This is a genomic window from Parapedobacter pyrenivorans (genome assembly GCF_014636865.1).
In the GTDB taxonomy this organism is placed as follows: Bacteria; Bacteroidota; Bacteroidia; order Sphingobacteriales; family Sphingobacteriaceae; genus Parapedobacter; species Parapedobacter pyrenivorans.
Window position 1 is genome coordinate 457,275 of record NZ_BMER01000001.1, and the last position, 23,882, is coordinate 481,156.

Annotated in this window: 14 protein-coding genes; 1 reads left to right on the top strand and 13 read right to left on the bottom strand. The window is 50.6% G+C overall.

What is annotated here, in order from left to right; translation table 11 throughout:
- Window positions 1–60 precede the first annotated feature (60 nt).
- From IEV98_RS01760 to IEV98_RS01780, 5 genes are read right to left on the bottom strand one after another with little or no spacing between them, the layout of a single operon-like run.
- A complete protein-coding gene (locus IEV98_RS01760; protein ID WP_188504216.1) occupies window positions 61–2,823 on the bottom strand; it encodes an alpha-L-rhamnosidase in 2,763 nt (920 codons plus the stop codon).
- 16 nt (window positions 2,824–2,839) lie between these two features.
- Window positions 2,840–4,384, bottom strand: a complete 1,545-nt coding sequence (locus IEV98_RS01765; protein WP_188504217.1) for a RagB/SusD family nutrient uptake outer membrane protein — start codon at window positions 4,382–4,384, stop codon at window positions 2,840–2,842.
- 11 nt (window positions 4,385–4,395) lie between these two features.
- The gene (locus IEV98_RS01770; RefSeq protein ID WP_188504218.1) at window positions 4,396–7,476 is read right to left on the bottom strand and encodes a SusC/RagA family TonB-linked outer membrane protein; all 3,081 of its coding nucleotides are present in this window, start codon (window positions 7,474–7,476) and stop codon (window positions 4,396–4,398) included.
- A 30-nt stretch (window positions 7,477–7,506) separates the two neighbouring features.
- A complete protein-coding gene (locus tag IEV98_RS01775) occupies window positions 7,507–10,668 on the bottom strand; it encodes a glycosyl hydrolase (protein WP_188504219.1) in 3,162 nt (1,053 codons plus the stop codon).
- A gap of 1 nt (window position 10,669) precedes the next feature.
- Entirely contained in the window at window positions 10,670–12,091 is a 1,422-nt protein-coding gene (locus tag IEV98_RS01780; protein ID WP_188504220.1) for an arabinose isomerase, read from the bottom strand.
- A gap of 126 nt (window positions 12,092–12,217) precedes the next feature.
- On the opposite strand from IEV98_RS01780, the gene IEV98_RS01785 reads away from it, so the two are divergent.
- Window positions 12,218–13,114, top strand: coding sequence for an AraC family transcriptional regulator (locus IEV98_RS01785; RefSeq protein WP_188504221.1), 897 nt, complete (start codon window positions 12,218–12,220; stop codon window positions 13,112–13,114).
- On the opposite strand, the gene IEV98_RS01790 is transcribed toward IEV98_RS01785, so the two are convergent.
- From IEV98_RS01790 to IEV98_RS01825, 8 genes are all read right to left on the bottom strand, one after another.
- Complete coding sequence (locus tag IEV98_RS01790; protein ID WP_188504222.1) at window positions 13,104–14,456, bottom strand: alkaline phosphatase family protein; 1,353 nt, start codon at window positions 14,454–14,456, stop codon at window positions 13,104–13,106. The two genes, IEV98_RS01785 and IEV98_RS01790, sit on opposite strands and share 11 nt — an antisense overlap.
- Before the next feature lies 1 nt (window position 14,457).
- On the bottom strand, window positions 14,458–15,678 hold the full coding sequence (gene eboE, locus IEV98_RS01795) for a metabolite traffic protein EboE (RefSeq protein WP_188504223.1): 1,221 nt from the start codon (window positions 15,676–15,678) through the stop codon (window positions 14,458–14,460).
- Between the two features lies 1 nt (window position 15,679).
- Window positions 15,680–16,840: a 3-dehydroquinate synthase gene (locus IEV98_RS01800; RefSeq protein ID WP_188504224.1), complete on the bottom strand. Its 1,161-nt coding sequence runs from the start codon at window positions 16,838–16,840 to the stop codon at window positions 15,680–15,682.
- A gap of 7 nt (window positions 16,841–16,847) precedes the next feature.
- Window positions 16,848–17,735 (bottom strand): UbiA-like protein EboC, encoded by an 888-nt coding sequence (gene eboC / locus IEV98_RS01805; protein WP_229738519.1) that lies wholly within the window; start codon window positions 17,733–17,735, stop codon window positions 16,848–16,850.
- Window positions 17,736–17,741: 6 nt separating this feature from the next.
- Window positions 17,742–18,722, bottom strand: coding sequence for a TatD family hydrolase (locus tag IEV98_RS01810; protein WP_188504225.1), 981 nt, complete (start codon window positions 18,720–18,722; stop codon window positions 17,742–17,744).
- A gap of 42 nt (window positions 18,723–18,764) precedes the next feature.
- Window positions 18,765–19,640: an EboA domain-containing protein gene (locus IEV98_RS01815; RefSeq protein WP_188504226.1), complete on the bottom strand. Its 876-nt coding sequence runs from the start codon at window positions 19,638–19,640 to the stop codon at window positions 18,765–18,767.
- Window positions 19,641–19,770: 130 nt separating this feature from the next.
- Window positions 19,771–22,581, bottom strand: coding sequence for a family 78 glycoside hydrolase catalytic domain (locus IEV98_RS01820; protein ID WP_229738520.1), 2,811 nt, complete (start codon window positions 22,579–22,581; stop codon window positions 19,771–19,773).
- Window positions 22,582–22,773: 192 nt separating this feature from the next.
- Window positions 22,774–23,874: a glycoside hydrolase family 5 protein gene (locus IEV98_RS01825; protein ID WP_188504227.1), complete on the bottom strand. Its 1,101-nt coding sequence runs from the start codon at window positions 23,872–23,874 to the stop codon at window positions 22,774–22,776.
- Window positions 23,875–23,882 lie beyond the last annotated feature (8 nt).

The window sequence follows — 23,882 nt, forward strand, 5'->3', positions numbered from 1 at the left end:
GATAGCGTAAATAATAAAACCAAGTGTCCTGCACTTACCTGAATGCTCAAACGGGGCAATTCAATCCATAGGCACGTTGAATGTATACGCTCCCGACCCTACTTTCAACATTGTATAGCCACTATCCTGTCCTACAACCTCGACATCCTGATGTTGCTTCACGTCTACGCCGCTTTCCCGTATCTGGCCATTCTCGTAGCGAGGCAAGTAAACTACTGCTGTGGTATTGGGCGGTATTTCCACTCGGACCCCCAGCACATTTTCCGCTTTTTCCCAAGCCACACCAATCGGCCCATAAGGCGATTGGTAATTGCCGCTGGCGGACTCCATACCTGCAATGATGGCCGGCTTTATTGTTATCGATTTGAACGCGATACTCCCTGTCGCTGATCGTATACCCAATAATCCGCTATAAAACCACTCCATCAAATGGCCCAACATCATGTGATTATTTGAGACGTATTTCAGTGCTGCCCATGATTCGGTGAGGGCTGTGGCACCATTTCGGATCTGGTAACCATATCCAGGCACATCATCACGGTTGTTCATTTCGTAAATCAGTTGGGAGGCCCCCGCAGTTTCCAAGGCACGCAACAGGTAGCGATACCCCACGTCGCCGGCCGTAAGTGCCCGGTCATTGCCGATGATGCTATCAACAAGATTACCTTCTACCCGTTTCCGCACGCTGTCATCGACCATATCCATATACAGCGGCATGGCGAACGATGTCTGGCTACCTGTGGAATAAACCGCCCTCTTCGCGTCAAAATAAGTGCCATTGAACGCCTGTCTGATGCGATCGGCAAGCGCACCGTATTGCTTGCTATCGCCTTCATGCCCAAGCAACGACGCCACCTGCGCCAGCAGTTTAGCGTCATAGAAGTAAATGGCGGAGGCAGTGAGGCCGATCGGTGTGAGCTGAGACACCCCCGGATCGTCTGGCCCCAGGTCAAACCAGTCACCCAGTCCATGATCGAGCAGGTCGTTTTCCGACTTGCGCTGCAGGTACGCCATATACCGGGTCATCATTGGGTAAGTCCGTTCCAATACGGACCGATCGCCATACCATTGATACAGGTACCATGGAATGATGATGGCTGCGCTTCCCCACTCCGGCGAATCCCTGAACCCTCCCTCAAAAGGCACATATTCAGGCACGATATCCGGCACCAATCCGTTCGCCAACTGGCCGGCTATCATATCGTCTACGATTTTATGATAGAGGTTATATATGTCGAAATTATACCTCATGGAGGCGCCGATCAAATATGTCTGTTCAAGCCACCCCAGCTTTTCACGGTGTGGACAATCGGTAGCCACACTGGCTAAATTGCTTTTTATGCCCCATCGGATCAACTCGTTTATCTGATTGAAAAGCAGATTGGAACAAGTAAATGAACCCACGTCGGGCGCGCTGTTGCGGGTATGAAGCATGGTCAGCTGGATATTGCTTTCCTCCATCGGCAAGGCACTTTCAACGGTCACCAACGCATACCTGAAGCCATAGTAGGTAAACGAAGGTTGCCAACATTCGCTTTCCTCGCCGCGCAACACATATTCGAAATAATAAGGAGCGCCTGATGCTTTTTGGTAAGGTAGTCCGCCATTATCCAACACTTCCGCCGGAAAAATCCTGATTTTATCCCCCTTGCTCCCACTTACCTCCAGTCTGACAATACCGGAAGCATTCTGACCGAAGTCGATAAGCAGGGAGTCTTTTCCAATGCGCGTAGTGTGTTGAGCTTCGAACGCTTCCATGACCTTCAGTGGATAATCCGTTTGCGGCGACATTTCGCCCTGTGGCCCGTCTACCAGGATCACGTTCTTCCAATGGGAAGCATCAAAGCCTGTATTGTGCCAGCCTACCTGTTCTAACCCAGCGTCATAGTCCTCACCACCGTAAATACTGCTGAACGTCACAGGCGATGGATCCGTATGCCAAGTGCTGTCGGTGCTTATCGTTTCGACGGATCCGTCCTCATATCGGATAAGCAGTTTCGCGCGCAGCATCGGATAAGCCTCCGCCCTGACGAGTTTCCGATATCGTTCGCGGTTTATATAGCGGAATCCCGTACCCACAATAGCGCCAATTACATTTTCACCCCGTTGCAGCTTATCTTTTACTGCATAGGTATTGTACAGGCAACGTTTTTCATAAGCCGTCCACCCGGGGGCCAGGAAATCATCGCTTGCCCCTTCGCCATTGAGGTAAGCTTCATAGTGCCCTAACCCCGAGATAAACAGATAAGCCTCTTCAATCGATTTGGAAATCGTAAAGGATTTACGGAAAAGCGGGATGATTGCACGCTTCACGGCCTTCTCGCCCAGGTGGTCGCCTCCGCCATGCACACCAGGCAGCACCCTAAGCGCATCGGGCAACGCTTCATAAGCAATCCAGTTGCTGTCTTCCCATTCGGCGGTATGGATGATACCGGTTACGAAAGAAGCGGTGGCACTCCAAGCGGACATGTTGCCCGATTGATCCCAAACACGTACTTTCCAAAAATACCGCTGACCGGAAGACAGCGGGGCGCCCCGGTAATCGATGAAATGCTGTTCATCGGACCATACTTTACCGGGGTTCCATATCAACGCCGCTTCCTTTTCCAATCCTTCTTCAGTTGCTGCAAGTTTTATTTGCCAGGCACGCTGCATTGTACCACGTCGGGAAGACTGCACCACCCACTCAAAATGGAGCTGTTCCATGGTAATACCCAACGGCTCAGCCCGTTTGTCGACACGCAAATCCACCGGCACCGGGCTTGCGAGCCCATTGCCCATTGTCAGCACTAATAAACACAGGAAGGAAAACCGTATACCCATTAGTATTAAGCTTTTATTATTGATACCCTGGATTTTGCTCCAATTGGTCGTTTAACTGCATTTCCAAATATGGAATGGGGAAAATCAACCGCTCGGGAGTAACCTGGTAGGCGTTGTCTACGATGTAGTTATATTGATTCTTGATGCGCTCCCCGTGTGCATTCATGACATCGATGGCCTGTCCGGTACGGACCAGGTCGTGCCAGCGGTGATTCTCAAAAGCGAGCTCCACGCGTCGCTCCTGTGCGATGACCGCCTTCAATTCTTCATACCCGGTTGCGTTAACCGAAGGCAAGGCAGCACCTGCACGTTTCCTAACCTGGTTGATCAACTCGGGTGCATCGGCAGATTTGCCATTTTCATTTAAGCACTCCGCCAACAACAGTAACACGTCCGAATAACGGTATACCGGCCAATTGTCGTCGGTATTGCGCTCCCTGTTGTGCGGGTTCATGTATTTTTTGATGAAGGGCTTGGCCACCTTGCCCGTTGGTACTGTGTAATCCACGCTGCTTTCCACTGATTCGATGACAAAACTACCATCGCCGGCGATGACACCCTCTGCCATCGCAATAGAGGCGTCTTTGCGGGTGTCGCCTTCCTCATACGCTTCCATCATGTCGGTGGTGGGGACGTTCCAGCCACCATAATTGAGCGTATTGGATGTAACTCCGGTAATCAATTCCACGTTGGTGGTCTTCGGCGCAAACCAGTAAATAAACATGCTTTGCTGCCCTTGGTCACCCATCAGGAATTGAATTTCAAACACCGATTCCCGGCTGTTTTTGTTTGCCGTGCGGAATACATCCGCATAATTCGGCAACAGTCCGTACCCCATGGCCGTCACATTCCGCAATAGGGGTTCGGCAGCCTCGAAATCCTGCAAGGTCATGTAAACCTCGGCCAACAGCACAGAGGCGGAACCTTTATTGGCCCGGCCATTTTGCGGAAATGACGGAGCAGGCAATTTGGCAACGGCCTCGCTTGCGTCGGCAATGACTACATCATATACCTCCTCGGCACTGCTACGCGGTAAAAAAGCGTCTTCTTCTTTGAGCACTTCTTTCAGAAACAACGGCACTCCGCCAAAATAACGCACGAGGTTGAAATAATAATATGCCCTTAAGAATTTTGCTTCGCCGACAATCAAATCCTTGGCTTCCTGGCTGAAATCCGCTTGTTCTATCCGATCCAATATCGTGTTGATCCGAGCGATCCCGACATAACTGTTGTCGAAATAGCCATTTGACCATTGGTTTTGCGAGTCATCGAGGAAATCGTCGATATTTTCCCGCCTGATGATGTGGATGCCCCGATCCGGCGCATAGTAATCGTAATGCGTATTATCCGACCGCATTTCACCCATTAGGTATCCACTTTCGCCCACCAGCGCCCGTAGCGGCTGATAGGCACCATTGAGGGCCTGCTCGAATTGTTCTTCTGTTTCATAAAAATCATTCGCATTGGGTTCTGAATCGGGTGTGAGGTCGAGAAACGCCGAGTTGCACCCTTGAAATCCGATACCGAACGCGAGGAAAATGACGATGATTAGCTTGTTCATGGTTTCTTGATTTAAAAATTTACATTCAGTCCAAAAGTAAAGGTCCGCGGTACGGGATACGCCGTCTGGTCTACGCTAAGCCGTAGCGGGTCCGCGCCGCTGATGCTAACCTCGGGATTCAAGCCCGGATATTTCGTCAGCATCAGTGCTTCCTGGACGCTCACATACAACCTCACATCCCTTAAGTACGGACGTTGGAACTTCAGTGTATGACCAAGCGTAATATTTCGTAATGACGCATAGGTGGAATTATACACCCAGCGGGAATTCGTAAACCGGAATAGCGCTGTAGTGCCCGTCAACGTACGCGGCACTTCCCCGTTTCCGGGGTCTTCCGGCGACCGCCATCCGTCCATTACCACCTTGCGTACGTTGAATACGCCATCGAGGTTTTCGGTATTTTCATAGGTCGCATCCATGGTTTTTCCACCCACAGATCCTGCAAAAAGAAAGCTTAGGTCCCAGTTCTTATAGCTGAAGCTATTATTAAATCCGAAGACGAATTTTGGGTTGGGGTCGCCAATAAACGTGCGGTCTTCATTGGTTATCACGTTGTCACCGTTGAGGTCTTTCATTCGGACCGTGCCGATCTGCGAGGAAGCATGTTTCGGTTGTGCATCAAATTCCGCTTGGGTCATGTACACGCCATCAAAAACATATCCGTAGAATTGACCGATAGGGTAGCCCACCGCCGTACGATTGAAATCGCCCTGATCTCCATATCCTCCAATCGGTGTATTATTCGTACCCAGTTTCAGCACTTCATTCCGGTTGAATGTAACATTCAAGTCCGAATTCCAGATTAACTCACCGTTGATGTTTTTGGTGCTGATCCCGATTTCGTGCCCCCAGAATTTGAAGGTACCCACATTGGTCCAAACCGAGCTAAACCCGGATGCCCGTGGCAACTCAACCGGATAAAGCATGCCGTCCGTTACTTTTCGGTAATAATCATAAACCAGGTTAATCCGGTCATTGAACAGCCCGATCTCAACCCCAACATCAAGCTGATCTGTTGTCTCCCATCCCAGTAAAGGGTTGCCCAGCGACGTGATAGAAAGCCCTTGCACCAACGATGAGTTGAGTACGTAGTTTGTCGGTCCCATCATCGCTATCGACCGGTAATTTCCGATATTGTTATTCCCTACCAGGCCGTAGCTGGCCCTGACCTTCAGGAATGAAAGGTATTCGTTGTCTTGCAGAAAATCCTCTTCGCTGGCTATCCACCCTACCGAAACAGAAGGAAAGGAGCCCCACTTCCGGTCTGACCCAAAACGCGAAGACCCATCCCGCCGAATCGCGCCCGACAGCAAATACCTTCCTTTGAAGCTGTAATTCAGGCGGCCGATGACAGACTGCAAGGACCAAGCCGCTGTGCTGCTACCTGCCCCGGTGACGGTAGCCCCTGCGTTCAACCAGGGTATATCATCACTTGGAAAGTCCGTTTTATTGATATTGCTGTTTTCCTCCCGGAATTTCTGTGCGGTATACCCGAGCAATACATCAAAATTATGGTCACCGAAGGTCTTTTCATAAGTGAGTAAATTTTCGTTGAGCCACGAATAGTAACTCCGGGTATTATATGCGCCTGTTGCCGGTTGCGGTGGGGCTACAAACAAACCACCCCCAGAGGTCGATGAAGCAAAATTGTGCTGTGTCCGTGATTCCAGATCAAAATCTGCCCGCGTCTTGAATTTCAATCCCTCCACAATCATCACTTCGCCGAATACATTCCCCAATGCCCTCGTGCGTTTGAAATCATCGAGCTTCTCTTGCAATACGTGGTACCAATTCGGGTTGGGAAACATGCCGAATGTATTGGTGGTAATGGGCAATGAACCATCGGGATTGATGGCCGGAGAAATCGGGCTGGTAATGAACGCGCCATCGATTACCTGGCGCTGACCATCGGTATTCGTTAGCGTATTATGATCCAATTGCAAGGTCGGTGCGATGTTAAACCCGAGTGTAATCCGTTCGTGCGGCCTGAATTCGTTGTTTGCCCGGAAAGAGAACCGTTGATACCCGGTATTGAGCAACACCCCTTGCTGATTGAAATACCCCGCTGTCACCGCCGTACTGTATTTTTCACTGTTTGAAGTAACGGATAGGGAATAATTCTGGATAGGTGCTCCCTGCCGCAACAGGATACTATACCAGTCGGTTCCTTCGCCATACTGTTCGGGGTTGCTGTAATCTTCCGGAATCTCGGCCAATCCCGTGGCGGGATTTACCCAATTTTCATACCTGATTTTATCTTCGTAGAAATTCTTTTGCCACTGGGCAAACTCCCTGGCATTCATCACATCAGGGCGTCCACGCTGCGGTACGTGCTGGAGACCGCCGTAGGTCGATAGGCTGACGGTCACTCCTTCTGTACCCTTCCCGCTCTTGGTGGTAACCAATATTACCCCATTTGCCGCACGTGAGCCGTACAAAACCGTAGCGGATGCATCTTTCAGGACAGAGAAGCTCTCGATTTCGTCGGGATTGATGTTGTTGATGTCTCCGGTAATCGGCTGCCCATCCACGACATAAAGCGGGCTGTTACCTGCATTCATGGATGCTGCACCCCGTATGCGTACGGCCATTCCTTGCCCCGGCCGTCCGGTAGTTTGGCTGATCTGCACGCCGGCAATGCGCCCCTGTAGTTTTTGTGAAAACTGGCCGACAGGCACGTCTTTAAGTACGCCTGCATCTACATTGGAAATGGATCCGGTAATGGCACGGCGCTGCTGCGTTCCATACCCGATGACAACCACCTCATCCAAATCGCTCGTTGTTGGTTCCATCATCACGTTGAATGAAGATCGCGCATCGATAGCGATTTCCTGAGCGCTATACCCGATTAAGGAAAAAACCAATGTTTCCCCTTGTTCTGCAGCAATGGAAAATGTGCCCTCGTCGTCGGTATAGGTTGCTTCATTCGTCTCTTTAACCGTAACGGTGACACCTGGCAAGGGGCCGGCGGCATCGGCTACCGTGCCCGTAATTGTTCGCTGTTCCTGTCCGTGCAGCACGGCGGGCCAAATCAAAATAACTGACAGGTACCGTGCCAAAATGCCCCAATAAGAAATCCGTGATCGTTTCATAAGCGTATACTGTATTGATTAATAATTTGTTTATATCGGTTTTTGTCCATCAGGAGATTGGGGGATACGAAGTATGTCAAAATCTTCCATAAGCCCATAGTCATAGGTATCATAGGCTGCTCCGGGGGGATAGCCCGCTACCCGCCGCCAGTGCCATGGTGATACCATTCCGGGCCGTGGGTTGCCGTGATGCGGGCCAAGCGTGTTTTTTAAACTGCCTATTATTTTGATTTCCACTTCATTATGACCATCCACCACGCCTTCATCCAATTCCAGCTCGTAGGGTGGATAATGGATATATCCCGCTTCTTTTCCATTGACCGTCACGATTGCAGCCGTTCCTTTCCAATCATTCAGCTTCACCAAGTAACGTTGCCCGGCATTGCCTTCAAACGACTTGATATAGGCCACTTCATGCCCATAGAAGGGCATTCCTTGGTCCTTCCAACTGCCCAGCGACAGGGGTGTGCTTGCCTTAATCTCCCATCCTTTGGCCAACGTGCGAAGCCCGAAATCACCCAATAGGTATACCGGTTCAATCTCCGCATACACACTCATCCGGTGGGCCCGTATTTCGAGTGTATTACTTCCGGGACGGCAATACTGACCGATTGCAAACACTGCAAAATCGCGATCCAACCACCACTGGCCTGGCTTGGGTGCAAGTGCATGGCCATTCACGGATACCTGCCAAAGGCCGGGTTGCTCAACCACGGCCTCCAAGTCCGCCATTGCTACCCCAGAAGCAACCTGAAAATGATAACTCGCGGTAAAGCCAGTTCCCTGCGCAAAGGTGTCCCTGCTGATGGTTTGGTCTTTGTATTGGACGGATGTGTTCCAAGGGTTGCCATCTGCGAAACCGTAGTGTTTGAAAACCGTATCTGTTGCATAGAAGGTATTTAAATCTTTCAGTAAGGTATCGCCAATAGCCACATCGCAAAAGTCGATGGTGAGCACATTACGCTGAAGACGTTTCGCCCGACTTTGCCCAGTGACCAATTCCTGCCCCGTCGATGCCAGCGCCCGCCAAAGCGGATATCCATCGTGGGCTTCCTTTGCAATAAAGAACAGTGCGCTCCCAGCGGCTGGCAGCGTATATTGCAGCGATTGGTATGGGCCCGACGTGGTTGATGGAAAATGAAAGACATCCCCAGTTTTCGTATCCAAGTAAAGTGCTTGCTTACCTCGTACATCCACCGTAACCGTTTTGGACTGCTCCAAACTTGAATTGACCAAAAACACCAACTGTCCGTCTTGCAGCACCCGGCGGTGATGGTAGAGCTGGGGGTGTATCAGGCTGTCACCCTTGAATACGATATCGTCGTTTAAAAAATAATCCCGCATTATGCGTTCGTCCAGGGCATCAAAAGTCCTTACACTGCTGTTTGCCTGCAGACGAGCGATATCCGCATCCGCGACCTCGCCGTCTATAAAATTCACGTCTTCAAAAAGCAGCAGGCGACCACCCTGCTCGATATATTGCACGATCAATTCAAAGGTTGTCCGATCGATGTTTTCCATGCCCGGCGGGATTACCACTGTGTGGTATTCACGCATACCTACCACAAACCGGCCATCACGGGTACTGCCATGGTCTTTGATGATATTTTCAGACCCCAGGTCATACTCCGATTGCGCGCGCTCCAAGGTAGTCACGAAGGTCTGGAACTGCCTCCCGATCGAATCCCGACGGGGATTGGCTGACTGAAATGTGGAATACATCCAAGCGGAAGTGGTAGGCTCGAGGATGAGGATATCATTAACCTGAAACCCTGTGGAGAGCGCCAGGGACAACCTGGCGAAATACCGATTTTGTGAACCGTAGTAGGGCCACCATGGATTATGGTAGGAAAATGACTGCGGATAGTCGTACTTACGTGCGCCTTGCAAGGTCATGTCTGCGAGATGCTGGTTGAGCGTATTGACACCTAAAACGAACTCCCAATCACCCAAACGTTTCATATCTGCCATGGTTAATTCCCAACCCCCGCCGCCATACGTTTCGCTCAACGTCCGTTTCCTGCCCAATTGATTAGCCACACTGGACAGCTCTTTTACCGCCCTGATGTTTCCGAATTGAGCATTGGGGCTCTCCTCATCAAACTGGTTGAATAACATATCGATAGCCGGCCGTTGATGCCAGGCATACATCGCCATATTGTCACCGCCATGGTTGGGGTTAGGCCAGCCGTGCTCCCAGTAATGCCCTGTCCATTCCAAGCTTTTTTCTTCTGTATAGGCATACCAGGGCTTGGCCCATCGGTCGACAAACAACTGGAGTAACACTTGGTAGTAGTTATGCCTTATTTTGCGCCATTCACCCACTTCTTCATAAAGCGAAGGTAAGTGTGGTATCAAATCGTACCCCCAACGCTCGGTAAACCGATCAAATAAATCGGGCGTCCAACGGATATTATTTTCACCCTGTACTTCGATATTCGGTTCATCGGTAAATACGCCAGGTATCGTATGGCCAAACTCGCTTCCCAGGTGTTTTTCATAACCCTGCATGGTCACCTCGATGAACTTCTCCGTGACTCCTTTAGCCAATAAGTCGACATAAGAGAAACCTGCATACCATGGAGACTTACCATAAAACGCCTTTTTAAACAAGTAGAAGCTCCCTATTCGGTCTGCCGGCTGGATGGTGGTATTTGAAACATTTACATAACCTTCACCCTTCCTGTGCAATATAATGGCGTAAGGCGTTGTATCCTCCGGCAACGTGTCGGTTTTGGTCAGGTTGAGCATTTGCCCCTGATTGTAGGACTCGGGCATGGCGGCTGGTACATGCCCCCCTGCAAAACCACTTGGATAAGAATTCTCGTCATAAATCCATACGTCTAATCCCAGCTCCTTCCCCTTCGCGACGCTATGCTTATAGCGGCTATGCCATTCCTCAGACAGGTATGGGGTGATTAAACCCGGTCTGGGATGGATAAATACACCGCCGAATCCCTTGTCCTTGAAATCCGCCATCGCGCTATCAATGATGGCATCGGTCACTTTGGTATGCCAGACCCAAAGCGGTGCACTTCCATAGGAACGATCGGGCTCTTCGAGGGCCTTCGCCAATTGCGAAAACGAGGTGTTATCCGCCTTTCGCTGTGCCATCCCCCCAGTTGCGCACAAGGCCATCATACTTAACAGTAAGTATCCTTGCCAAGTTGAATGTATACGCTCTTTCATCATATCAACATATCTTTATGGTTTGTATATTCAGCAGCTTACCCAGCTTTTCAATCTTCCGGGCGATATGCCCCATACCCACAGCGCAATGGTGAGCGGGGCCATGGTTGTTCCAATCTTCTACGAATCGGCGGGCTCCTACCGGAAAACGGTACCGGCTGTTGGTATTTCCGATCTCAAGGATCGGTCCCTCCTCAGAGATCCCCTCGGCCATCAGCAGCAATAAAGTGCCGTTTGCACCTTCTACAACGGACAGCAAGGTTACGGGGCCATACTTCACCGACATTTCCACAGCCAGACCGTTTCCCACTTTACCGTGGTATACCTGTAATGGCTTGACCTTAATCTTTCCTTCAGCGATTTGATAATGCCCGGGCCCATCATGCCCCATAAGAACGATATCGTCGTCAAAGTCCATGGCATAATATTCCGTAAATGACCCCCCTGCACCAAAGCCATCAAGTATCTTCATCGCCTGCGCGTTCTTGATTTCATACTCACCTGCCACCGGTACGCTGTTGGCCGTCAGATACGTGCTACCCAGAATAATGGAACTCATGGTGTCTTCGTTTTCTACGATGCCCCTACCCTTGTAATAGTAAGCCAGCGAGCCCAGCTTGTAGTTGGCTACCAAGCGGTCCAATGCCAACGAAGTGCGGGCCGCGCGCTCCAATTCATGTTGGCTACAATCGGGTTGAACGTCAAATGCAGCTTCGAAATCGGCTACCCGTGCTGTTACCTGCTGTTGCGTCACCGCCTTTCGCAATGCCGATAACTCATCGACTTCCAAATGCTCAATATGACCTCCGAAGGTTGCTAACTGCAACGTCATATCGGTATAGATATCCAACATCCCTGAATAATAGGTACCCATCACACCCAATCTGTTGTGTGCCATCATATTCGCTACTTTTGCGGCTTCTATCCACTCCGAAACCTCTGCCCAGCAGCGGTCATCTTCATTCAACAAACCCGTTACCTGATGGCATCGTATTCCTGACCGTTTGAACACATTGACCAGTTCGGGCACCGGACAGGCGGAACAATAGGCCAGCCATTCGCCTGTCATGCGGTGCCGGCTCCCTAATCCATTAAAATAATCGTAATCAATAGCCGCCTTCGGTGCAAGATTCAATATAATGACGGGAATCCTGGCACGTTGCACCAGCGGAAGCACCGTGGCGGATAATGCATAGGTGGTTACATGCAGAAAAATGATATCTACATCTGCCCGACGAAAGCTATGCCCCGCATCCATGGCCTTATCCACGGAATCAATAAGGCCCAAATTAATGACGTCAATGCCATCGCCCTCCAGCTGATGATGTACCTGCTGCAAATAGGACGACAAACGGTCTTTTAATCCTTCAAACTGGCTCCAGTAAACATCAAGCCCTATTCCGAATAAGCCGATTTTTAACGTCATCAATGGCATTGCTTTATATTGGTTATCATGTTACAAATGGTTACCCAAAATTATTTTTATTAACTTGCCCATCCATATACGATTTGATATTACGGATATACATTTTGTCCGCCGGGAGACGTTCGTATGAAAACATACCATAAATACCTACCAGTCAGTGCTGAGGATGAGAAATGGGGGTTATATATGCTGAACGCCGGAATTGGGCATATTCCGTTGTCTTCAAACTATCCCAGCACGGACCATCCATCTACCTACTACTTCAATTGGAAAAATGGTCGTATTTTGAGTGAGTACCAGCTGATTTACATCACGCATGGCGAAGGGTCGTTCGAATCACGGACCGGAGGGATCAAAAAGATCAAAGCGGGCTCCATTGTGATGCTGTTTCCCGATGAATGGCACCGTTATAAACCCAATGAACGCACCGGATGGACCGAATACTGGGTCGGTTTCAAAGGACCAATTGCAGACCAGCTCATTAGGAATAATTTTTTCAGCCTTCGGAAACCAATTATGCACATCGGGTTCCAAGAAGAGGTCATCGCATTTTTCAATGATATCTATGAACGTACAAAGACAGAAATGACCGGTTACCAACCCCTCATTTCTGGTGAGATATTGCATCTCTTGGGTTTCGTCTACGCGATTGGCAAGGAGAAGGCTTTTCGTCGCAACAACAACGACATGGAACAGCTTGTAAGCCAGGCAAGAATAGTTTTTCGCGAAAACACCGAAACGACCATAACAGCCGAACAGGTTGCCGACACATTAGGCATCAGTTATTCACTTTTCCGGAAAATATTCAAACAATATACGGGCATTGCCCCAGGTCAATACTTGATCCAGCTAAAGATTGAAAAGGCAAAACGACTCCTGACGCTTCCCGATAAACTCATCAAGGAAGTGGCCTATGATCTGGGATTCGACTCGTGTTTTTACTTCTCGAAATTATTCAAGGAAAAAACGGGGTTTTCTCCCGCAAGCTACCGCAATCGGTACATGAGCTACTTCAGGTCCTAAGGCTGTCGAGTATGACATCCCTGATCGCCGTAGGCTCCAGCTCATCCTCCCACCGTTTGTGTTTGGTGATCAGCAGGGGATAATATTCCCTGGGGATGTTGATTGCGCCATGAGCGCCCTTTACCCGTGTAGCGTCAAGCGGAATTACGTCCATTACGTACCGAAATCCCAGCTTCTTCCGTAGCAGTTTGTATCCGGCCCGAAGTTTGGAAGTCATGAACATTTCTACAGGATCGTATCCCGGTTTCTTGTGGATATCCACCACCCGGGCGTAGTCGGGTGCCACCCGGTCATCGAGCCAAAAATAATAGGTGAACCAGCTATCCGGTTTGGATACGGCCACAACATCGCCCGCCCGCTCATGGTCAAGATGATATTGCTTTTTTCCAGCGTCGTCAAGTAACAAGTCGATTCCCACCTCTCCTTCCAGCAATCTCATCACTTGTTCTTTGGTAGCTTGGTCTTTCGTATAAATGTGGGCTATTTGGTGGTCTGCTACTGCAAATGCTGCAGAAGCACCGGCATCAAGTAGCTCCAGCCCACGCTCGGTACGGATACCCAGTAAGCCCGCTTCGCGAAGGATGCGATTGATATGTATGGGCTTTGATACGGGTACAATACCATATTCCGATAATAAAATCACTTGTACCGCTTTGCGTTCATAGAAGCCCACCAGCTTTTCCAAGAGGCTATCAATTTCCCGCAATTCCTTACCGATCCCAACGGGATCGGGCCCAAATTTCTGCTGGCAGTAGTCCAAATGGGGTAGGTATACCAAACTCAGTGTGGGATGATGCTTGTCTTCGACGTACATGGCTGCGTTGGCAATCCATTCGGAAGATGCAATATTGGCCCCTGGGCCCCAGAAACTAAATAGCGGGAACTGCCCGAATTTTGTTTGAAGCTCATCCCGGAGGGAAGTTGGGTGGGAATAGCAATCGGGCATTTTCCGGCCATCCGCCAAGTAATTGGGCCGTGGGGTAACGGAAAAATCCGCTCCCGTATACATATTGTACCACCAAAACAGTTGAGCACAGGTAAAGCCGGGATCCATACGCTTAGCGCTATCCCACAGCGCTTCGCCCTGAACCAATTTATGGGATTGCTTCCAGAATTTTATTTCGCAATCCGTCCGGTCATACCAGCCGTTTCCAACAATGCCATGCTGCGATGGCCAAAGGCCGGTGAGGTAGGTCGTCTGCATGGATGTGGTCACTGCTGGTAGGTGAGGCTTTATCCGGCTCACGTGCGCATTTTCCATGTAGTTCTTCAAAAATGGGGTGTGTTCGCCGATTACGGCGGATGACAACCCGACAATATCGATGACAACAGTCCTTTGCATATCAGTGATGGTCAATAAATTGATGAAGAACCCAGTTTAGCTCGCGTGAAATGGATTCGGCGATCGGGCGTTGCACTTGTTCGGGCAACACACCCCAGGTATAGGTTTCCACTTCGAGGTGATTGCTCCGACGGCTGTGTTTATGAATATCCAGTACCTGTAAGATATCCGACTGGGTCGATTTCAGCGTTCCCAGATCTTCCAGGAAGATCGGAACATGGAAATGCGAGCGCCATTCCGTGACCTGCTCTTCAAAAAGCCCCGTTTGTGCCTCCGGAAGGTCCCTGAAACGGACCAACAGACCATCGCTATGCTTTGCAATGACCTGATGCAGGTAGGTTGGCTCATCAAATGCCATAAAAGCGTCGCCGAGTACCTTTCGCGCTCGCTTATCCGCCGGCATTGCGGCTTTGATCGCTGCGCTGATCTGAAACTTCCCGATCTGGATGCCCTGCTGAGCCAACGCCTCGACCACCACGTGATGATCCTCATAGCCGAGGGCAAAATGGCAAACGTCGTAGCAAAGCCTGATGTGATGCTTAATCGCCTGTTCGGCCTCCGCGCGTGTAATGCCCAGCTGGTTTGATAATAGCTGCATACCCTCCGGCACCAATTCGTTTACATACCACGCGATAAACTCCTCGCCCGTCTCCAGCACACCATCCGGCTCCGGTTCAATATCCAAGTGCAGATCTTTCCCTTGTTCCTGCCTTATTTGGTAAAGGTAAGCTGCTACCTCAACGATGTGCCGGGTCGCCTGTTGTCGCATACCCTGCCGCGTTGCCCCATCATCGGCATACTGATATCGGTATCCAAGCGGTGAGGTAGAGATTCCGCCATCCATACCATCGGGCAATAGCTCCGCTAGAATAACAAAGAGCCGCTTGGTATAGTGCAGACGCGCTGTAGTAGTCCAGTCTGGCGTATGGACATGCTCCTTTACTACCGTACCGTGGAATGCACCAAAGGGAAAACCATTCATTGTAAAGACATAGCCCCCAACATCCCCCAGCCAATCCATGAATTCGGCAAGCCGCGCGGGTTCTGTTAATGTGCGACTGGCTCTATCGGCCAGTCTCAGGCCAATGCCCATGGGCTGGCTAGGCGATACCGCCTGCTTGATGACGGGAAAATGGGTCTTTAGCGATTCGAAATGCTCGTCCCACGCTTCACCACCATGAATATTCGTACAATAGGTCAGTTGCCCGTATTCCGTGATCATATCAACTTACTAAGTTAACACCTTCCTGCAATGCCGCAGCCGCTCGCAATACCCGCTCTTTGTCTAACTCGTGGACCTCTACGCCCCGCCCGATTCCCTGCAGCAGCATGATGGTAAGTCGACCACCAAGATGCTCCCGGAATTCCTCCAGGCCGGTTAGCAACGGATGGGTCGTACCATTTCCTTCCAGCAAGGGATGGAAAATCGGCAACCCAAGTTTCTGGAATAACGTCAGCACCCGCTGCGCATCTCCGGGGTGCAGCCTATCCGTGATCGCCGAATATACGGTATCCAGCGCGATACCGATTGCCACAGCTTCTCCATGCAACACTTCGAAACCAGAAAGCTGCTCCAATTTATGTGCGCTCCAGTGGCCAAAGTCCAACGGTCTGGAAGAACCGAACTCAAAGGGGTCTGCTCCCGCAATGTGCTGGAGGTGCAATTCGGCACACCGGAAAATGAGGTAGTCCATGACATCGCTATCCCGCCTACGCAAACGATCGGCATGTGCTTCGATCCATTCGAAAAATGCCGCATCCTTGATCAGTGCTACTTTTACCGCTTCAGAAATTCCGGAGGCCCAAGCGCGATCGTTGAGTGTCAGCAAAAACAGGTTATCGTTAAAGACAGCCACTGGCGGGCTGAACGTGCCAACAAAGTTCTTCTTCCCGCTGTAATTAATTCCATTCTTTACACCCATCCCCGAGTCGTTTTGGGCAAGTACCGTAGTAGGTACACGGATGTGCCTGATGCCACGGTGGGCTATTGCCGATGCATAGCCCACTGCATCAAGTACCGCGCCGCCACCAATAGCCATGATATACGAATGACGGTCTATGCCATGGCGGTCTACGGCTTCGATGATGCGATCTACGTTTTCCCGACTGTTTTTGATAAGCTCTCCGCCCGGAACAATCATAATCTCTCCAATCAGGTCCACAGCGGGCTTATCGCGAAAATAATCATGTATGCGCTCTGCCAGTATGGGATGGTGCTTTGCCACCCCTTCGTCCAGCACCACGAGAAGCTTTGGTACTGCGTCTTCCAGGCGCTCTGAAAAAAAACGGCCGAGTAATGGATTTTCCGGTGTAAATAACCCGGCCGTAAAATGGATATCATATCGGTAAGTAACCGAAAATTGCTGTTTAATAATAGGCTTCATAGACTCACTAAGTAACTGCAAACAACTTGGCCATCCAACTAGATAGCGGGAACAGCAGTAACGTGGCAAATGCCAACGGCCACATACCTGCTGCCGCCGCCCAAGCTGCATTCAAAAAAATCAATCCGATCACGCCGTGCTTGACCGACTTCCGGATGTCACCGGATTTTAGCGTTTGCATGGCCTTCACCAGTGGCGGAAATACAAAACACACAAATGGCAGCAACATGCCAGCACCCCACACACCACCGTGGTAATACAGGCCAAATGCTGCAACGCATCCCACCACGATGGCGTACAACGTAGCCGAAAAAAGCAACGGCATCCGCTGCCCGCCATGCACTTCACCACGACTTATCGTTGTCACGGCTGCAATATAAATTACGGGAACGCCGGCCAAGAACCAAACCTGATCCAAAGCCATGAGCGAGTAGCTCATCCCAAGTAGCAGATTCAGCCCCCGGCACAATCCCATCGCCAACGGACCGGTAAGGGAGTGGTGTTTGGCCCATCGGTCATAGATCAAGCACATCAGCACAATGGCCATTGCAATCAATACCGCTGATAGGCCGACACACCAAGCTGCGACCATTCCCACAAGAAACAACGCCGCCCCTAGTCCTACGGCTCCTCGCATAGAAGCCCGGCCACTTGGGAGTGGTCGTTCGGGCCGCTCGCTCGCATCGAGGTCGGCGTCAAACACATCATTGAACACCACGCCGCCGCCGTATAGCCCAACCGTGGACACCATCAGCGCTAGCAGTGCAGGCCAATCAACGGTTGCCGACACCGGAACAAACAGCAAAGCGATGGCTACGCCGGCTAAGATATCCGATACGGCGGTGACGATATTCGCCGGTCGCATCAGTTGTAAATACGCCTTTATGCTTCCCATCGGAGCTTAGGAAATGATAATGGACCCGGTATCCCTGCGCGGCTGCTGACCACCGCGCAATATGGAATTGCCCTCAAACTTCTGCCCTTGGTCGACGTCGATTTTTTCATTTAACAGGCCTTCGTCCAACTGGCCGCTTTGTGCAAATGCTGTAATCGCATTTTTATAACAGACCAATTCGATAGCTACTTTGGAAATCCCACTCTTGACCATCAACGCAGCAGTTTTGGGCACGGCCAACGGGTCACTGATCCCCCAATCGGCAGCGGAATTTACCATGATGCGTTCGGGGCCGTACTCCTTGACAATTTGCACCATACGCTCGTTACCCATTTTGGTGAAGGGATAGATGGTGAAGGCAGCCCAAAATCCCTTGTCAAGCACCTCCTTTACCGTCTCCTCCGTATTATGGTCAATGATGACCATGCCCGGATCGAGCCCATGTTCAAGTGCAATATCCATGCTACGGGAAGTACCCCGGGTTTTGTCTCGATGCGGCGTATGCACCTGTACCGGAAGACCGGCTTCCTTTGCCAGCTCAAGTTGTAGGCGATAATACTTTTCTTCAGCCGCTGTTTGGTCGTCAAACCCGATTTCACCAACGCCGACCACCCCTTCCTTATAGATATAGAACGGCAGCAGCTCCATCACTGCTTCAGCCAACGCTTCATTGTTTGCCTCCCGCGAATTCAGGCCGATGGTACAAAAGTGACGAATCCCGAACTGGGATGCTCTAAAACGCTCCCATCCAACAAGACTGCTGTAATAGTCGCGGAACGTATCGATGCCAGTACGGGGCTGCCCCAGCCAAAACGCGGGTTCGATCAAACCGACAATACCCGCATCAGCCATCGACTGGTAGTCATCGGTAGTCCGCGACACCATGTGGATATGCGGATCAAAAAACCTCAACCCTTTAACTAATTCTAAATCCAACGCGATGCGCTGCCCCATAGACGCGCGATCCTGCTCATGATAACTGCACATTACTTTTAATTATATCTCCGTTTGCTGTTGTATCCATCTCCATTAATATTCCCATGCTTCCCACGGCGTTCCGCTATCATCCGATAACGAAATGAACCGATCATTTTTTGCGCAGTATTCACGTGCGATATCGTAATTGCTATGCTTAAATGCGTAAGCGATCGCTCGTTGTTCGAGCGGTATTTGGCTTTCAATAATAATGCGTTCCATCAAATCAAAGGCTCTTTCATCCAGGTAAGGACCCACCAATATCCATAGCATGGGATTGATTTCCCGTTTTGCCGCGTAACGCTCATATGCGTAATCCGTTAATGCCTGTGCCAAATTCGGGTTATTACGTTGGTTTAATCCAATGATATTCGGAATATCTTCGTCCGTAAAAAAGGCTTTCAGCACGAGTTGATTCCACGCCTTCTCGTCTTCCAAAAATCGACTTGGATAATGATTAAATACCATAATGGCTTTTCTTACCGGTCCGATATTACTCCTTATCCCTTCGATACACCGCTGTTGCCAGGCTTTTGGATACCGATATATGGGCAAAGCAGCATATAGCGAAACCGACTCTTCCATGTCACTGTATTTAAACAGCCGATCAATCAGAGCTACGTAAGCCTCTTGTCCCAAGTCGGGTATTTGTGACAAGAACCAAACTCTTAGCAATTGTACTACAGACCAATCCCTCACGATCACCGGCACTGGATTCGGTCCAAGCCCTTCGACTTCACCAAAAGAGATACGTAGTTGCTGAGCGGATGGTTTGACATTTCTGGGAATGGCTGTAAAAACCTGAGCCACCAAACCCGGTTGCGGAGACCTCGCAATCTCGCTTAGTTTTTCTTTCAAGCCTTCCCATTGATTGTCTTTGATGTATCCGGCCACTTGGTCTGCGACCCACCCTGCATTCACACCATTCATGCGCTATAAATCTCCCGTATAAAAAGACTGCCTAATCGTATTCTTTGACGTCTTTTGCGTTCTTCTTTACCCAAACGCTCAAAGAACCTTCAAATTTACAATTTTTATACGTATTAGCAACATGCCTGTCTTATAGCCCATTCAATCGGTAGGTACCTGCCGGAAGTTCATAACGGAGAAAACCATGCGCCTCACCCAGCTCGGTAATCGTTGGGTACTGCTGGATAGCTACTGCTTCCTCCGGCAACACGTGCAACACGGCCACCGTGTTCGGAGGTACCGTCAATGCTAATTCCAGCTGGCCGCCTTCCCGTTTCCACTTCGATCTTATTTCACCAGCGGGTGATTCAAAAACGGCCTCTGCCCAACTGACCGATGTAGCACCAGGTACAGGCGGCCGAATGATGAACCGCTGGAAACCGGGGTGCTGAGGGTCGCGTTTGATACCAGCCAGTCCATCGATATACCAAGCCCCCGGATAGAGGTATGAACTATGCAGCAGGGAATGTCCCGGCAGGTCTTTCTCCCACATCTCCCAAATCGTCGTTGCACCGTTGTCTTTCATATAGCCCCAACTTGGATAAGTGGTTTTTGACAGCATGCTGAAAATCAAGTCATCCCGACCTTCATCACGAAGGAATTTAAACAGCAGCGCCCCACCAGTAATGCCCGCATGGATATGGCCACCCCGTACATCGAGTATCTCCTTTTCCAGCCTGTCCACTACCTGTTCTCGCAGCGAGGAGGGAGGTATTTCAGCCAGTAACGCCGCTGCCAGGTTTGCCATTGAACCATTCGCATAACTATCATCCGTTTCATTGAAAAAACGCGCATGTACTGCTTTTGCCGACACATCGGCTTGCCGCCCCCATTGGTCCGCCTCTGCCTTTCGGCCCAGCACTTCGGCTATCTTAGCTGCGGTGCGCAGGTTGAATACATAATAGGAATTATTCAGGCAAAGCGTTTCTGGTTTATCGTTGTTCATGCCCTCGGCTGTAGCATTAGGCCAAAGCCAATCACCCAGAAAATCCCATTGCCCGCCGAAGCGCTGCAAGATGTCATCCTTCGTATGGGAGCCCAAAAAACCCAGCCATCGGTCGATAAGCTCAAAATTCTCTTCTAACACCCGTTTATCGCCATAGTGCTGGTACATAAACCAGGGTAGACTAACTACGATACCACCCCACGCTGGACCTCCCCCGCCCCAATAGGTAGGTGCGGTATGTGGGAGCACACCATTATTCAATATCCGACCACTCGTCATTGCTTTTCGTGCATAATTGGTATCGAGCATATTACCCACCATGGGTTCTGTACCTTGTACATCCCGCCAGTCTTGCATCCATTTGGTATAGAAAGCGCCCAACTGATAATTGAACATTCCGGTTTCACTGGTAGCATGCGCGTCCCCACCGTACCCCATGCGCTCGCGCTGGGGGCAATCGACGATAAAACCGCCTAGTGAAAGGTTTTCAAAAGTCCACCGTACACGATCATAAATCCAATTCTGCAGTATATCCGAACATTCAAATCGCGCAGCATCGCGGTAGTCTGTTCTTACCATCCATCCGCTGATATCATTGATCGCGGGGGCTTTGTCCAATCCCCGTATGGTAATCCACCGCCCCGAGCTGTAATTGAAGCGGTTGCGGAACGTTCCTTTTCCACCTGCACCAATCACGTAAGCACTATGGAGATTAAAGGTCATGGCGTCCTGCTCCCGCTCGGAGTACTGAAATCGGATGGTGTCGCCCTCTTTTCCGTTTACATGGACTTCCGTCCAGCCGGCAAAGTTGACACCCATGTCCACCCGGTATGAGCCATCGGGTTGCGCTACTATGCCGACGGGCTGAATTTCGTCAACCAGACGATTGCCGCTCACCAGTTGAGCTGATAGCGTCAGTTTGGTGGGGTACTCAGTTGCCGCCCGCCATGCCGTTTCATCACAGGTTTCCACGTTCCAATCCGGTATTTCCCGCCGCGCATCCCATATTTCACCCCCCATATTCCGAAAATCCCATTTGCCAAGCAATCGATTAGGGCTGGGATGGGTTTTCCAGGAAGCATCCGTCACAACCGTGGCCAACGGCTTGGCATCACCCTGAGGCGATTCTTCCTCGAATATGGCTCCCTGGGCCGTTACGATCGGAGTCAGTGGTCGGTCCTCATGGAGGATATACCCCGGAAAAATCGACCACGATGTACCCAGCCAGATGGCGATCACGTTGGTGCCCTGCCGGAGGTTGGCAGCGATGTCGTATGCTACATAGCTAGCCCGCTTGGTGTGGTCGGCCACTGCAGGCGCCAGCACCTCATCACCAATCCGTTCTCCATTCACATACAATTCATGATAACCCACGGAAGCGACGAATAACGTGGCTTTCCCTGGCTTGGTGCTAAGCTCCACGGTCTTTCGGAGCCAAGGGTCTGTAATATTATTATCGCTTGCAGCGGGATTGTATAGCTCGTCGCTGCCGATCCACTTGCCTTTCCATTCACCGGAATCGAACAATCCAGTCGTCCAAAAAGCGGGTTTACTCCATGCCGATACCGTACCTCGCTCATCCTTGACCTGTACCTTCCAATGACAGGTACGGTCGGATTGCAATTCCCGGCCTTTGTAGGGAACGTGTTGCATTTCATCCGATACGATCCATCCGCTATCCCATACATCCCCCTTTTCTTTGGCCAATAGCCGGGCTGTTGACGCCACCAATACGCGGTAAGCTGTTTGCCGTTGCCCGAAAGCACCTGCATCTGTGGCGTCCAGCAGCCATCCCAATCGCGGCCGGGATACGTCCAATCCTTTAGGATTTTCGAGGTACTCACAACGGAGGCTTACCGGAAGGATCGAACTCCGAGGTTTAGCGGAAGCCGTCTCTGAGAAAAAGAAGCCAACCCCTCCTAGTAGAAAGAGCACTAATAAATATCGATTCATCATATGAAATTTATCAACATTGGTAAAGTGGCAAAGATAGTCAGAAAAGAGGCAAGTGACCGCACGCTTCTGCACACGTGTAAGCGTATTATGTAGTTCATTTGGCGTTGTTGACGGATGGCTTTCTTTCAAATCCGTATAGGACTGGATTCCACGTCGGGTTACCGCCCCGTGTACTGCAGCGTCGGTAGATCATTAATGGCTTTGAAGTAGTGTTAGCAGCTTCCGGTCCAGCTGATGGCCATTCCAATCCTCATACGCAACGTCTTTTCTGCCTGAGTCTAGCAGTCCGAAGGCACCCCGGAAATTCCAAAGCCCCCACCCGATTCCATTGGAGGTGAAAATATCCAACTGGTCGCCGAACCACGCCAAGAATACGTCATGCGGGGTTTCGTTGTAGCATCCGCATTCGCCGCAATGCACGCCTACGCCCCGCTTCACTAAATCGATCCAGGGCTGGTAAAATGTTTCTAGCGACTGGCGGTCGAACTTCCTGCCGTCGATCACTCCAGGCCATACGGGCAAGGGTGCATCATCGGGTTCTTTCCACACCCACCCCGCACGGTAATGTGACACGTAATGCGGGTAATACCCTCTGCAACTCTGGCCAATGGGCAAATCGGCCAACTCAGGGATAACAAGTGCACCGCCGTGGTTCCCATCAGCAACCACCAACCGTTTAGCTTCTTGGCGATGTATCACTTCGAGGCACCCTTTGGCCACCTTGCGATAAATGTCGCCGGGTATTGGCTTTGTTGACGCATATTGGTCGTTCATATCTTCTTTAAAACAGGGTTCATTGACCAAGTCGAAACTGAGAAGCTCGGGCGCATAATGCTTTAGACGTTTTGCCCACATCGCCCAATGCGTATAGAATGCTTCTTGGGCATCATTATCTTTCCATAGGTTGAAGGGTTCGCGAAAGCCGGCGTTGATGCAGAAACCAGGAGCGCGGTGCAGATTTAAGCTCACGTGTAGGCCGTGCCTATTCGCCAGTTGAACGGTTTCCTCGACAGCGTCCACAGCCGCCTCCCGGAAAACCACTGTTTCTTCCGTTGTTATGGGTATACCCTTAGACGCATCGTATTCCAAATAACAGGGGTACGACATGGGAAATCTTATGAAATTGAAACCCCAGTCGGCCATCCATTGGAAGTCACGGTCCAGGGCAGCGCGGCGTTCGGGGGTAGCATGATATTGCGGGGGCCGATAAAACTCCTGGATATTAAACCCCCGCCATCGCGGTAGGCCGTTGACAGGCACGGTTACCGGCTGCCCAAGCAGCCCCTTCGGCAAGGAGGCCG